This is a genomic window from Vibrio sp. BS-M-Sm-2 (assembly GCF_041504345.1).
In the GTDB taxonomy this organism is placed as follows: Bacteria; Pseudomonadota; Gammaproteobacteria; order Enterobacterales; family Vibrionaceae; genus Vibrio; species Vibrio satsumensis.
The window spans coordinates 1,996,004-2,010,425 of sequence record NZ_CP167894.1; the positions used below are offsets into that span (position 1 = coordinate 1,996,004).

Sequence of the window (14,422 nt, forward strand, 5' to 3'; positions counted from 1 at the left end):
AACCACACTAAAAAGGGGGATCTCAGCGTCACCCTTTTTGATATACTGAGTGCAGAATAATCAGCATGTAGAAGTCCTATGAGTTTTAAAGATTTACGTGATTTTATCGACCATCTTGAAAGTATTGGTCAGTTGAAACGCATTTCTCATCCAGTCGATCCAGACTACGAAATGACCGAGATTAGCGACCGTACTCTACGTGCTGGTGGCCCGGCTCTTTTGTTTGAAAATCCAGTAGGCTATAACATGCCTGTTTTGACCAACCTATTTGGTACACCTAACCGTGTTGCTATTGGTATGGGTCGTCAGGAAGTCAAAGAACTACGTGAAGTGGGCAAGTTGCTTGCTTACCTAAAAGAACCTGAGCCACCGAAAGGCTTTAAAGACGCTCTTGATAAATTACCTGTATTTAAGCAAGTCTTAAATATGCCGGCTAAACGCCTTCGCAAAGCGGCTTGCCAACAAGTGGTATGGCAAGGCGATGACGTCGACTTAGATAAAATCCCGGTGATGAGCTGTTGGGCTGACGATGTCGCACCATTACTAACATGGGGTTTAACGGTTACTCGTGGTCCAAACAAGAAGCGCCAAAACTTAGGCATCTATCGCCAGCAAAAAATCGGTAAGAATAAAATCATCATGCGTTGGTTAGCCCACCGTGGTGGAGCGCTGGATTTACGCGATTGGATGGAAACCAACCCTGGTAAACCATTTCCGGTATCGGTAGCGTTTGGTGCTGACCCAGCTACCATTCTTGGTGCGGTTACGCCAGTGCCGGATACTTTATCTGAGTACGCGTTTGCAGGCTTACTACGTGGTAGTAAAACTGAGGTCGTTAAATCAATCAGCAACGACTTAGAGGTTCCTGCAAGTGCGGAAATCGTGATGGAAGGTTACATCGACCCGAATGAATTTGCGGATGAAGGGCCTTACGGAGACCATACTGGTTACTACAACGAGAAAGAAAAGCACCATGTGTTTACTATTACTCATGTAACCATGCGCGAGAACCCGATCTATCACAGCACCTATACTGGCCGTCCACCGGATGAGCCTGCGGTATTGGGGGTTGCGCTAAATGAAGTGTTTGTTCCTATTCTTCAAAAGCAGTTCCCAGAGATTGAAGATTTCTATCTACCGCCTGAAGGTTGTTCGTACCGAATGGCAGTAGTGACCATGAAGAAGCAATACCCAGGTCACGCTAAGCGAGTGATGATGGGTGTATGGTCTTTCTTACGCCAATTCATGTACACCAAATTTGTATTGGTGTGCGATGAAGATGTGAATGCACGCGATTGGTCTCAAGTAACCGCAGCGATGTGCGAACATATGGATCCGTCACGCGATAGCCTGATGATAGAGAACACGCCGATCGATTCATTGGATTTTGCCTCACCCGTGGTTGGGTTAGGTTCTAAGATGGGCCTAGATATCACTAAGAAGTGGGACGCAGAGTTAGCGCTATCGCCAGATGTCCAAGCAGCACCTGTAAATAGTGAATATATAGAGGGTAGCTTGGCTGAGCTAACCAAGGCTCACCCTGAAATTATTGATATTCACCTGCAAAACGACAATGCCAGCATGATTGTGGTGTGTATTGATAAGCAAGCAGCCGGTAATGGCAAGAAAATCATGGAAGCGGTTTGGTCTCAATTTGATGAGAACAAGTTTGTTATCGTGTGTGACGGCGATGTCAATGTGAGTGGTTGGAATGACATCATTTGGGCGGTAACGACAAGAATGGATCCGGCCAGAGATACGTTATTCCTACAGAATGAAACTGGACACTCAAAAATGGGCCTCGATGCGACCAATAAGTGGGAAGGTGAATGCTTGCGTGAGTGGGGTGTACCAATCACAAAAGATCCTGATGTTGTGAAAAAGATTGATAGCATCTGGGAACAGCTAGGAATTTCATGAGCTACCAAGTAGTCTTATACCCAGAAAACATCAGTTTCACAGTAGAAAAAGGGCAAACGGTCTTGGATGCTGCGCTCAACAGCGATATCTATTTCCCAAACCGTTGCCAAGTTGGCGCATGCGCAATGTGTATGTGCAAAAAATTAGAAGGGCAAGTGAGTTACCACCTTGAACCCATGCTCACAGAGAAAGAGCAGCAACAAGGCTGGATTTTTGCTTGCCAAGCATTTGCAGAAAGTAATTTAGTTCTAACCTTTGCCGATTAAGGGTTAGTAAGAGGAAGAACATGACTATTAAATGTAAAGTGAAGTCTATCGAGCCTTTGGCTTGTAATACTTACCAAATCCTACTTCACCCAGAAACACCGGTCGCTTTTAAAGCGGGCCAGTACCTGATGGTTGAAATGGGCGAGAAAGATAAGCGCCCATTCTCTATCGCAAGTAGCCCTTGCCGGCACGAAGGTGAGCTTGAGCTACATATTGGTGCTGCCGAGCATAATGCTTACGCACTAGAAGTAGTTGAAGCGATGAAGAAGGCACAAGCTGAAGATGGCGATATTGCTATTGATGCTCCACACGGAGATGCTTGGATCAAAGAAGAAAGCGATCGCCCTTTATTACTTATTGCTGGTGGCACGGGTTTCAGCTACGTGCGCTCTATTCTTGATCACTGCATCGCGCAAAATAGCTCGAAAGAGATCTACCTATACTGGGGCGCAAAAGATGAGTGCCAGTTATATGCGAAAGAAGAGCTGGTTGGCATTGCAGAAAAGCATAGCAATGTGCACTTTGTACCGGTAGTAGAAGAAGCACCGGAAGTTTGGCACGGTCAAACTGGTAATGTGCTTGAGGCTATTACGGAAAGTTTCGAATCATTAGCTGATTTCGATATCTATATTGCAGGTCGTTTTGAAATGGCGGGCGCTGCAAGAGACCTATTTACTCAGAATAAAGAAGCAAAGCGTGACCATATGTACGCAGATGCTTACGCATTTATCTAACAATACCCTTAGGTTTTGAGCAAAAAGAGAGCAGAAATGCTCTCTTTTTTACGTTTAGGTGAACTATTAGGCAGTTAACCCTTATTTATTCATTTTTTATGAAAAAGTAGTTGCTAAGCTGAGAGGGTTCCCTATAATGCGACACCACTGAGACGGCAGACGCCACAAGGCTTCAGCAAGAATCAGTAAGACGGAAAGCGACAAAAAATTAATTTTCAAAAAGTGTTTGACACTGAATGTTAATTCGCTAGAATGACCGTCCACTTCGAGAGGTCCCTTACTTAAAAGGAACGCTCAAGAAGTTAAGCTCTTTAACAATTTAAACCTATCAATCTGTGTGGGCACTCGTTGATGAATATCAAAACGTTTTATCATTAGATAAAACAGATTCTTCGGAATCAAAATTGATTTCAATGAACTGAGTGACCAATACAAATAATTACTTTCTTTATAGAGAGGGGTTATTTGGCACAGTCAATTCATTATCATTCTGTTGGAATGATAATAGCTTTAGAATTACATGTTTCTGTTCTTTTTCGAAAGAGCGGTAAATATTAGTTTTGAAGTCAGTATTCGTTGAGTCACAAAATCTTAAATTGAAGAGTTTGATCATGGCTCAGATTGAACGCTGGCGGCAGGCCTAACACATGCAAGTCGAGCGGAAACGACACTAACAACCCTTCGGGTGCGTTAATGGGCGTCGAGCGGCGGACGGGTGAGTAATGCCTAGGAAATTGCCTTGATGTGGGGGATAACCATTGGAAACGATGGCTAATACCGCATAATGCCTACGGGCCAAAGAGGGGGACCTTCGGGCCTCTCGCGTCAAGATATGCCTAGGTGGGATTAGCTAGTTGGTGAGGTAATGGCTCACCAAGGCGACGATCCCTAGCTGGTCTGAGAGGATGATCAGCCACACTGGAACTGAGACACGGTCCAGACTCCTACGGGAGGCAGCAGTGGGGAATATTGCACAATGGGCGAAAGCCTGATGCAGCCATGCCGCGTGTATGAAGAAGGCCTTCGGGTTGTAAAGTACTTTCAGTTGTGAGGAAGGGGGTAGCGTTAATAGCGCTATCTCTTGACGTTAGCAACAGAAGAAGCACCGGCTAACTCCGTGCCAGCAGCCGCGGTAATACGGAGGGTGCGAGCGTTAATCGGAATTACTGGGCGTAAAGCGCATGCAGGTGGTTCATTAAGTCAGATGTGAAAGCCCGGGGCTCAACCTCGGAACTGCATTTGAAACTGGTGAACTAGAGTACTGTAGAGGGGGGTAGAATTTCAGGTGTAGCGGTGAAATGCGTAGAGATCTGAAGGAATACCAGTGGCGAAGGCGGCCCCCTGGACAGATACTGACACTCAGATGCGAAAGCGTGGGGAGCAAACAGGATTAGATACCCTGGTAGTCCACGCCGTAAACGATGTCTACTTGGAGGTTGTGGCCTTGAGCCGTGGCTTTCGGAGCTAACGCGTTAAGTAGACCGCCTGGGGAGTACGGTCGCAAGATTAAAACTCAAATGAATTGACGGGGGCCCGCACAAGCGGTGGAGCATGTGGTTTAATTCGATGCAACGCGAAGAACCTTACCTACTCTTGACATCCAGAGAAGCCAGCGGAGACGCAGGTGTGCCTTCGGGAGCTCTGAGACAGGTGCTGCATGGCTGTCGTCAGCTCGTGTTGTGAAATGTTGGGTTAAGTCCCGCAACGAGCGCAACCCTTATCCTTGTTTGCCAGCGAGTAATGTCGGGAACTCCAGGGAGACTGCCGGTGATAAACCGGAGGAAGGTGGGGACGACGTCAAGTCATCATGGCCCTTACGAGTAGGGCTACACACGTGCTACAATGGCGCATACAGAGGGCAGCAAGCTAGCGATAGTGAGCGAATCCCAAAAAGTGCGTCGTAGTCCGGATTGGAGTCTGCAACTCGACTCCATGAAGTCGGAATCGCTAGTAATCGTAGATCAGAATGCTACGGTGAATACGTTCCCGGGCCTTGTACACACCGCCCGTCACACCATGGGAGTGGGCTGCAAAAGAAGTGGGTAGTTTAACCTTTCGGGGAGGACGCTCACCACTTTGTGGTTCATGACTGGGGTGAAGTCGTAACAAGGTAGCCCTAGGGGAACCTGGGGCTGGATCACCTCCTTATACGAAGATATTCACGATAAGTGTCCACACAGATTGATGGTTTAGATTTAGTTAAAGCCAGAGCTTTAATTAATAACGTAAGTTATTGATTAAAGCTTTTTGCTTTATGCTCTTTAACAATTTGGAAAGCTGACTGATTGATTACTTACGAGTAATTCAATCAAATTTAAAAGTTCTCAATGTTTACCTTTATGGTAAACACAACAAACACATTCAAGTGTCTTGTATTCGATTCAAACTTGTTTGAATCACATTGAGTCCGGCAAACAGTTATCAAGAATTAACCCTTCTTGATGACAACCAAAAACCTTGGTTAGTTGCCATACACAAGACCCTTTCGGGTTGTATGGTTAAGTGACTAAGCGTACACGGTGGATGCCTTGGCAGTCAGAGGCGATGAAAGGCGTAATAACTTGCGATAAGCCCAGATTAGGTAGTAATAACCTTTTGAGTCTGGGATTCCTGAATGGGGAAACCCACTTACATAAGTAAGTATCCTGTTGTGAATACATAGCAATAGGAGGCAAACCGGGGGAACTGAAACATCTAAGTACCCCGAGGAAGAGAAATCAACCGAGATTCCGAAAGTAGCGGCGAGCGAAATTGGATTAGCCCTTAAGCTTTTAATGAGACAGATGAAGGCTCTGGAAAGTGCCGCAGTAAAGGGTGATAGCCCCGTAATCGACATCTCATCATCAGTGAAAACGAGTAGGGCGGGACACGTGATATCCTGTCTGAATATGGGGGGACCATCCTCCAAGGCTAAATACTACTGACTGACCGATAGTGAACCAGTACCGTGAGGGAAAGGCGAAAAGAACCCCTGTGAGGGGAGTGAAATAGAACCTGAAACCGTGTACGTACAAGCAGTAGGAGCACCTTCGTGGTGTGACTGCGTACCTTTTGTATAATGGGTCAGCGACTTAATTTTAGTAGCAAGGTTAACCGTTTAGGGGAGCCGTAGGGAAACCGAGTCTTAACTGGGCGTACAGTTGCTAGGATTAGACCCGAAACCAGGTGATCTAGCCATGGGCAGGTTGAAGGTTGAGTAACATCAACTGGAGGACCGAACCGACTAATGTTGAAAAATTAGCGGATGACTTGTGGCTAGGGGTGAAAGGCCAATCAAACCTGGAGATAGCTGGTTCTCCCCGAAAGCTATTTAGGTAGCGCCTCGGACGAATACTACTGGGGGTAGAGCACTGTTAAGGCTAGGGGGTCATCCCGACTTACCAACCCTTTGCAAACTCCGAATACCAGTAAGTACTATCCGGGAGACACACGGCGGGTGCTAACGTCCGTCGTGGAGAGGGAAACAACCCAGACCGCCAGCTAAGGTCCCAAAGTATAGCTAAGTGGGAAACGATGTGGGAAGGCTCAGACAGCCAGGATGTTGGCTTAGAAGCAGCCATCATTTAAAGAAAGCGTAATAGCTCACTGGTCGAGTCGGCCTGCGCGGAAGATGTAACGGGGCTAAGCTATACACCGAAGCTGCGGCTACGTACCTTAGGGTGCGTGGGGTAGGGGAGCGTTCTGTAAGCCGTTGAAGGTGGTCTGTAAGGGCTGCTGGAGGTATCAGAAGTGCGAATGCTGACATGAGTAACGATAAAGGGAGTGAAAAACTCCCTCGCCGGAAGACCAAGGGTTCCTGTCCAACGTTAATCGGGGCAGGGTAAGTCGACTCCTAAGGCGAGGCCGAAAGGCGTAGTCGATGGGAAACGGGTTAATATTCCCGTACTTCTTACAATTGCGATGGGGGGACGGAGAAGGCTAGGTGGGCCTGGCGACGGTTGTCCAGGTTCAAGTACGTAGGCGGGTGGTTTAGGTAAATCCGGACCGCTACTAACGCTGAGATACGATGTCGAGCTACTACGGTAGTGAAGTCATTGATGCCATGCTTCCAGGAAAAGCCTCTAAGCTTCAGATTGTAAGGAATCGTACCCCAAACCGACACAGGTGGTCGGGTAGAGAATACCAAGGCGCTTGAGAGAACTCGGGTGAAGGAACTAGGCAAAATGGTACCGTAACTTCGGGAGAAGGTACGCTCTTATCAGTGAAGTCCCTTGCGGATGGAGCAGACGAGAGTCGCAGATACCAGGTGGCTGCAACTGTTTATTAAAAACACAGCACTGTGCAAAATCGTAAGATGACGTATACGGTGTGACGCCTGCCCGGTGCCGGAAGGTTAATTGATGGGGTTAGACTTCGGTCGAAGCTCTTGATCGAAGCCCCGGTAAACGGCGGCCGTAACTATAACGGTCCTAAGGTAGCGAAATTCCTTGTCGGGTAAGTTCCGACCTGCACGAATGGCGTAATGATGGCCACGCTGTCTCCACCCGAGACTCAGTGAAATTGAAATCGCTGTGAAGATGCAGTGTACCCGCGGCTAGACGGAAAGACCCCGTGAACCTTTACTACAGCTTGGCACTGAACATTGAACCTACATGTGTAGGATAGGTGGGAGACTATGAAACCGCGTCGCTAGATGTGGTGGAGTCGTCCTTGAAATACCACCCTTGTAGTTTTGATGTTCTAACGTTGGTCCCTGAATCGGGATTACGGACAGTGCCTGGTGGGTAGTTTGACTGGGGCGGTCTCCTCCCAAAGAGTAACGGAGGAGCACGAAGGTGGGCTAAACACGGTTGGACATCGTGTGGTTAGTGCAATGGCATAAGCCCGCTTGACTGCGAGAATGACAATTCGAGCAGGTGCGAAAGCAGGTCATAGTGATCCGGTGGTTCTGAATGGAAGGGCCATCGCTCAACGGATAAAAGGTACTCCGGGGATAACAGGCTGATACCGCCCAAGAGTTCATATCGACGGCGGTGTTTGGCACCTCGATGTCGGCTCATCACATCCTGGGGCTGAAGTCGGTCCCAAGGGTATGGCTGTTCGCCATTTAAAGTGGTACGCGAGCTGGGTTTAGAACGTCGTGAGACAGTTCGGTCCCTATCTGCCGTGGGCGTTGGAAAATTGAAAGGGGCTGCTCCTAGTACGAGAGGACCGGAGTGGACGAACCTCTGGTGTTCGGGTTGTCATGCCAATGGCATTGCCCGGTAGCTAAGTTCGGAATCGATAACCGCTGAAAGCATCTAAGCGGGAAGCGAGCCTTGAGATGAGTTTTCCCTGGCACTATAAGTGTCCTAAAGGGTTGTCGTAGACTACGACGTTGATAGGCAGGGTGTGTAAGTGCTGCGAGGCATTGAGCTAACCTGTACTAATTGCCCGTGAGGCTTAACCATACAACACCCAAGGGGTTTTGTGGACTCAAAGACAGACCTTGAATGAGTTTGAAGAGAATAACTTTTAGATAAGCTTTCCAGATTATTTTGCCTTCAGTTTTTAAAAAGCTGAAAGTAAAAGCAAAATTTGCTTGGCGACCATAGCATTGTGGACCCACCTGATTCCATGCCGAACTCAGAAGTGAAACACAATAGCGCCGATGGTAGTGTGGGGCTTCCCCATGTGAGAGTAGGACATCGCCAGGCTTTAATTTCGACTTTGTCTACAAAGTAGACAAGTCACCATAGAGTTCTAAGTTTTCTTAGTATTTTATGTTGACTTTCAAAGTAGAAAGCGTATTATACGCGTCCTGCTTAAGTGCTAAGGCACTGAAAGCAAAGCTCTTTAACAATTTAAACCTATCAATCTGTGTGGGCACTCGTTGATGAATATCAAAACGTTTTATCGTTAGATAAAACAGATTCTTCGGAATCAAAATTGATTTCAATGAACTGAGTGAACAATACAAATAACTTCGGTTATTTGGCACAGTCAATTCATTATCATTCTGTTGGAATGGTAATAGCTTTAGAATTACATGTTCATTTTCGAATGAATATTAGTTTTGAAGTCAGTATTCGTTGAGTCACAAAATCTTAAATTGAAGAGTTTGATCATGGCTCAGATTGAACGCTGGCGGCAGGCCTAACACATGCAAGTCGAGCGGAAACGACACTAACAATCCTTCGGGTGCGTTAATGGGCGTCGAGCGGCGGACGGGTGAGTAATGCCTAGGAAATTGCCTTGATGTGGGGGATAACCATTGGAAACGATGGCTAATACCGCATAATGCCTACGGGCCAAAGAGGGGGACCTTCGGGCCTCTCGCGTCAAGATATGCCTAGGTGGGATTAGCTAGTTGGTGAGGTAATGGCTCACCAAGGCGACGATCCCTAGCTGGTCTGAGAGGATGATCAGCCACACTGGAACTGAGACACGGTCCAGACTCCTACGGGAGGCAGCAGTGGGGAATATTGCACAATGGGCGAAAGCCTGATGCAGCCATGCCGCGTGTATGAAGAAGGCCTTCGGGTTGTAAAGTACTTTCAGTTGTGAGGAAGGGGGTAGCGTTAATAGCGTTATCTCTTGACGTTAGCAACAGAAGAAGCACCGGCTAACTCCGTGCCAGCAGCCGCGGTAATACGGAGGGTGCGAGCGTTAATCGGAATTACTGGGCGTAAAGCGCATGCAGGTGGTTCATTAAGTCAGATGTGAAAGCCCGGGGCTCAACCTCGGAACTGCATTTGAAACTGGTGAACTAGAGTACTGTAGAGGGGGTAGAATTTCAGGTGTAGCGGTGAAATGCGTAGAGATCTGAAGGAATACCAGTGGCGAAGGCGGCCCCCTGGACAGATACTGACACTCAGATGCGAAAGCGTGGGGAGCAAACAGGATTAGATACCCTGGTAGTCCACGCCGTAAACGATGTCTACTTGGAGGTTGTGGCCTTGAGCCGTGGCTTTCGGAGCTAACGCGTTAAGTAGACCGCCTGGGGAGTACGGTCGCAAGATTAAAACTCAAATGAATTGACGGGGGCCCGCACAAGCGGTGGAGCATGTGGTTTAATTCGATGCAACGCGAAGAACCTTACCTACTCTTGACATCCAGAGAAGCCAGCGGAGACGCAGGTGTGCCTTCGGGAGCTCTGAGACAGGTGCTGCATGGCTGTCGTCAGCTCGTGTTGTGAAATGTTGGGTTAAGTCCCGCAACGAGCGCAACCCTTATCCTTGTTTGCCAGCGAGTAATGTCGGGAACTCCAGGGAGACTGCCGGTGATAAACCGGAGGAAGGTGGGGACGACGTCAAGTCATCATGGCCCTTACGAGTAGGGCTACACACGTGCTACAATGGCGCATACAGAGGGCAGCAAGCTAGCGATAGTGAGCGAATCCCAAAAAGTGCGTCGTAGTCCGGATTGGAGTCTGCAACTCGACTCCATGAAGTCGGAATCGCTAGTAATCGTAGATCAGAATGCTACGGTGAATACGTTCCCGGGCCTTGTACACACCGCCCGTCACACCATGGGAGTGGGCTGCAAAAGAAGTGGGTAGTTTAACCTTTCGGGGAGGACGCTCACCACTTTGTGGTTCATGACTGGGGTGAAGTCGTAACAAGGTAGCCCTAGGGGAACCTGGGGCTGGATCACCTCCTTATACGAAGATATTCACGATAAGTGTCCACACAGATTGATTAGGTTTAGAAAAGTTAAGAGACGATATTGGGTCTGTAGCTCAGCTGGTTAGAGCGCTCGCCTGATAAGCGGGAGGTCGGTGGTTCAAGTCCACTCAGACCCACCAATATCGACCTAGATGGGGCTATAGCTCAGCTGGGAGAGCGCCTGCCTTGCACGCAGGAGGTCTGCGGTTCGATCCCGCATAGCTCCACCATCTTTAAGTATTCTCTTAAGAGAGTCTTTAAAAATGGTTCAATTTATTGAATCAAGCTCTTTAACAATTTGGAAAGCTGACTGATTGATTACTTACGAGTAATTCAATCAAATTTAAAAGTTCTCAATGTTTACCTTTATGGTAAACACAACAAACACATTCAAGTGTCTTGTATTCGATTCAAACTTGTTTGAATCACATTGAGTCCGGCAAACAGTTATCAAGAATTAACCCTTCTTGATGACAACCAAAAACCTTGGTTAGTTGCCATACACAAGACCCTTTCGGGTTGTATGGTTAAGTGACTAAGCGTACACGGTGGATGCCTTGGCAGTCAGAGGCGATGAAAGGCGTAATAACTTGCGATAAGCCCAGATTAGGTAGTAATAACCTTTTGAGTCTGGGATTCCTGAATGGGGAAACCCACTTACATAAGTAAGTATCCTGTTGTGAATACATAGCAATAGGAGGCAAACCGGGGGAACTGAAACATCTAAGTACCCCGAGGAAGAGAAATCAACCGAGATTCCGAAAGTAGCGGCGAGCGAAATTGGATTAGCCCTTAAGCTTTTAATGAGACAGATGAAGGCTCTGGAAAGTGCCGCAGTAAAGGGTGATAGCCCCGTAATCGACATCTCATCATCAGTGAAAACGAGTAGGGCGGGACACGTGATATCCTGTCTGAATATGGGGGGACCATCCTCCAAGGCTAAATACTACTGACTGACCGATAGTGAACCAGTACCGTGAGGGAAAGGCGAAAAGAACCCCTGTGAGGGGAGTGAAATAGAACCTGAAACCGTGTACGTACAAGCAGTAGGAGCACCTTCGTGGTGTGACTGCGTACCTTTTGTATAATGGGTCAGCGACTTAATTTTAGTAGCAAGGTTAACCGTTTAGGGGAGCCGTAGGGAAACCGAGTCTTAACTGGGCGTACAGTTGCTAGGATTAGACCCGAAACCAGGTGATCTAGCCATGGGCAGGTTGAAGGTTGAGTAACATCAACTGGAGGACCGAACCGACTAATGTTGAAAAATTAGCGGATGACTTGTGGCTAGGGGTGAAAGGCCAATCAAACCTGGAGATAGCTGGTTCTCCCCGAAAGCTATTTAGGTAGCGCCTCGGACGAATACTACTGGGGGTAGAGCACTGTTAAGGCTAGGGGGTCATCCCGACTTACCAACCCTTTGCAAACTCCGAATACCAGTAAGTACTATCCGGGAGACACACGGCGGGTGCTAACGTCCGTCGTGGAGAGGGAAACAACCCAGACCGCCAGCTAAGGTCCCAAAGTATAGCTAAGTGGGAAACGATGTGGGAAGGCTCAGACAGCCAGGATGTTGGCTTAGAAGCAGCCATCATTTAAAGAAAGCGTAATAGCTCACTGGTCGAGTCGGCCTGCGCGGAAGATGTAACGGGGCTAAGCTATACACCGAAGCTGCGGCTACGTACCTTAGGGTGCGTGGGGTAGGGGAGCGTTCTGTAAGCCGTTGAAGGTGGTCTGTAAGGGCTGCTGGAGGTATCAGAAGTGCGAATGCTGACATGAGTAACGATAAAGGGAGTGAAAAACTCCCTCGCCGGAAGACCAAGGGTTCCTGTCCAACGTTAATCGGGGCAGGGTAAGTCGACTCCTAAGGCGAGGCCGAAAGGCGTAGTCGATGGGAAACGGGTTAATATTCCCGTACTTCTTACAATTGCGATGGGGGGACGGAGAAGGCTAGGTGGGCCTGGCGACGGTTGTCCAGGTTCAAGTACGTAGGCGGGTGGTTTAGGTAAATCCGGACCGCTACTAACGCTGAGATACGATGTCGAGCTACTACGGTAGTGAAGTCATTGATGCCATGCTTCCAGGAAAAGCCTCTAAGCTTCAGATTGTAAGGAATCGTACCCCAAACCGACACAGGTGGTCGGGTAGAGAATACCAAGGCGCTTGAGAGAACTCGGGTGAAGGAACTAGGCAAAATGGTACCGTAACTTCGGGAGAAGGTACGCTCTTATCAGTGAAGTCCCTTGCGGATGGAGCAGACGAGAGTCGCAGATACCAGGTGGCTGCAACTGTTTATTAAAAACACAGCACTGTGCAAAATCGTAAGATGACGTATACGGTGTGACGCCTGCCCGGTGCCGGAAGGTTAATTGATGGGGTTAGACTTCGGTCGAAGCTCTTGATCGAAGCCCCGGTAAACGGCGGCCGTAACTATAACGGTCCTAAGGTAGCGAAATTCCTTGTCGGGTAAGTTCCGACCTGCACGAATGGCGTAATGATGGCCACGCTGTCTCCACCCGAGACTCAGTGAAATTGAAATCGCTGTGAAGATGCAGTGTACCCGCGGCTAGACGGAAAGACCCCGTGAACCTTTACTACAGCTTGGCACTGAACATTGAACCTACATGTGTAGGATAGGTGGGAGACTATGAAACCGCGTCGCTAGATGTGGTGGAGTCGTCCTTGAAATACCACCCTTGTAGTTTTGATGTTCTAACGTTGGTCCCTGAATCGGGATTACGGACAGTGCCTGGTGGGTAGTTTGACTGGGGCGGTCTCCTCCCAAAGAGTAACGGAGGAGCACGAAGGTGGGCTAAACACGGTTGGACATCGTGTGGTTAGTGCAATGGCATAAGCCCGCTTGACTGCGAGAATGACAATTCGAGCAGGTGCGAAAGCAGGTCATAGTGATCCGGTGGTTCTGAATGGAAGGGCCATCGCTCAACGGATAAAAGGTACTCCGGGGATAACAGGCTGATACCGCCCAAGAGTTCATATCGACGGCGGTGTTTGGCACCTCGATGTCGGCTCATCACATCCTGGGGCTGAAGTCGGTCCCAAGGGTATGGCTGTTCGCCATTTAAAGTGGTACGCGAGCTGGGTTTAGAACGTCGTGAGACAGTTCGGTCCCTATCTGCCGTGGGCGTTGGAAAATTGAAAGGGGCTGCTCCTAGTACGAGAGGACCGGAGTGGACGAACCTCTGGTGTTCGGGTTGTCATGCCAATGGCATTGCCCGGTAGCTAAGTTCGGAATCGATAACCGCTGAAAGCATCTAAGCGGGAAGCGAGCCTTGAGATGAGTTTTCCCTGGCACTATAAGTGTCCTAAAGGGTTGTCGTAGACTACGACGTTGATAGGCAGGGTGTGTAAGTGCTGCGAGGCATTGAGCTAACCTGTACTAATTGCCCGTGAGGCTTAACCATACAACACCCAAGGGGTTTTGTGGACTCAAAGACAGACCTTGAATGAGTTTGAAGAGAAATAACTTTTATAGCTCTATTAAATAGAGAAGCAGTTTTCCGAATTTTAAAATTTGCTTGGCGACCATAGCATTGTGGACCCACCTGATTCCATGCCGAACTCAGAAGTGAAACACAATAGCGCCGATGGTAGTGTGGGGCTTCCCCATGTGAGAGTAGGACATCGCCAGGCTTTAAATTTGAACACTTGTCAGCGACGACAAGTCTTCCACTGCGGAGTGGTAGTTCAGTTGGTTAGAATACCGGCCTGTCACGCCGGGGGTCGCGGGTTCGAGTCCCGTCCACTCCGCCACTTATTAGAAAAGCCCTGCTAGCAATAGCAGGGCTTTTTTACATTTGAAGAAAAGTGTTTTTCTCTAGCAGAATCAGTCCCACAAAGGTTTAGTCCTCAATTGGCGACCCTGCGTTTAGCGTTCTCGCTACTCCCTTCATTACGTATT

The 14,422-nt window shown here is 48.3% G+C and carries 3 protein-coding genes, 3 tRNA genes and 6 rRNA genes; all 12 read left to right on the plus strand.

Annotated features, from left to right (window positions below; translation table 11 throughout):
* Window positions 1-78 precede the first annotated feature (78 nt).
* The 12 genes from ubiD to AB8613_RS09105 all read left to right on the plus strand — a co-directional run bounded on the left by ubiD (window position 79) and on the right by AB8613_RS09105 (window position 14,274).
* On the plus strand, window positions 79-1,920 hold the full coding sequence (gene ubiD, locus AB8613_RS09050; RefSeq protein ID WP_372383746.1) for a 4-hydroxy-3-polyprenylbenzoate decarboxylase: 1,842 nt from the start codon (window positions 79-81) through the stop codon (window positions 1,918-1,920).
* On the plus strand, window positions 1,917-2,186 hold the full coding sequence (locus AB8613_RS09055; protein WP_008224727.1) for a 2Fe-2S iron-sulfur cluster-binding protein: 270 nt from the start codon (window positions 1,917-1,919) through the stop codon (window positions 2,184-2,186). Before ubiD ends, AB8613_RS09055 begins: the two co-directional genes overlap by 4 nt.
* A gap of 20 nt (window positions 2,187-2,206) precedes the next feature.
* Complete coding sequence (gene fre / locus AB8613_RS09060) at window positions 2,207-2,920, plus strand: NAD(P)H-flavin reductase (RefSeq protein ID WP_146491413.1); 714 nt, start codon at window positions 2,207-2,209, stop codon at window positions 2,918-2,920.
* 593 nt (window positions 2,921-3,513) lie between these two features.
* Window positions 3,514-5,068: ribosomal RNA gene (locus tag AB8613_RS09065) — 16S ribosomal RNA — on the plus strand.
* Window positions 5,069-5,416: 348 nt separating this feature from the next.
* Window positions 5,417-8,310: ribosomal RNA gene (locus tag AB8613_RS09070) — 23S ribosomal RNA — on the plus strand.
* A gap of 130 nt (window positions 8,311-8,440) precedes the next feature.
* Window positions 8,441-8,556, plus strand: a 5S ribosomal RNA gene (gene rrf, locus AB8613_RS09075).
* Window positions 8,557-8,948: 392 nt separating this feature from the next.
* Window positions 8,949-10,502 (plus strand): 16S ribosomal RNA (locus AB8613_RS09080).
* Between the two features lie 67 nt (window positions 10,503-10,569).
* Window positions 10,570-10,646: transfer RNA gene (locus AB8613_RS09085), tRNA-Ile, on the plus strand.
* Window positions 10,647-10,660: 14 nt separating this feature from the next.
* Window positions 10,661-10,736 (plus strand) — tRNA-Ala (locus AB8613_RS09090).
* A gap of 295 nt (window positions 10,737-11,031) precedes the next feature.
* Window positions 11,032-13,925 (plus strand): 23S ribosomal RNA (locus AB8613_RS09095).
* Between the two features lie 113 nt (window positions 13,926-14,038).
* Window positions 14,039-14,154: ribosomal RNA gene (gene rrf, locus AB8613_RS09100) — 5S ribosomal RNA — on the plus strand.
* Together the 16S, 23S and 5S rRNA genes with 3 tRNA genes alongside form the textbook arrangement of a ribosomal RNA operon.
* A 43-nt stretch (window positions 14,155-14,197) precedes the next feature.
* Window positions 14,198-14,274: transfer RNA gene (locus tag AB8613_RS09105), tRNA-Asp, on the plus strand.
* Window positions 14,275-14,422 lie beyond the last annotated feature (148 nt).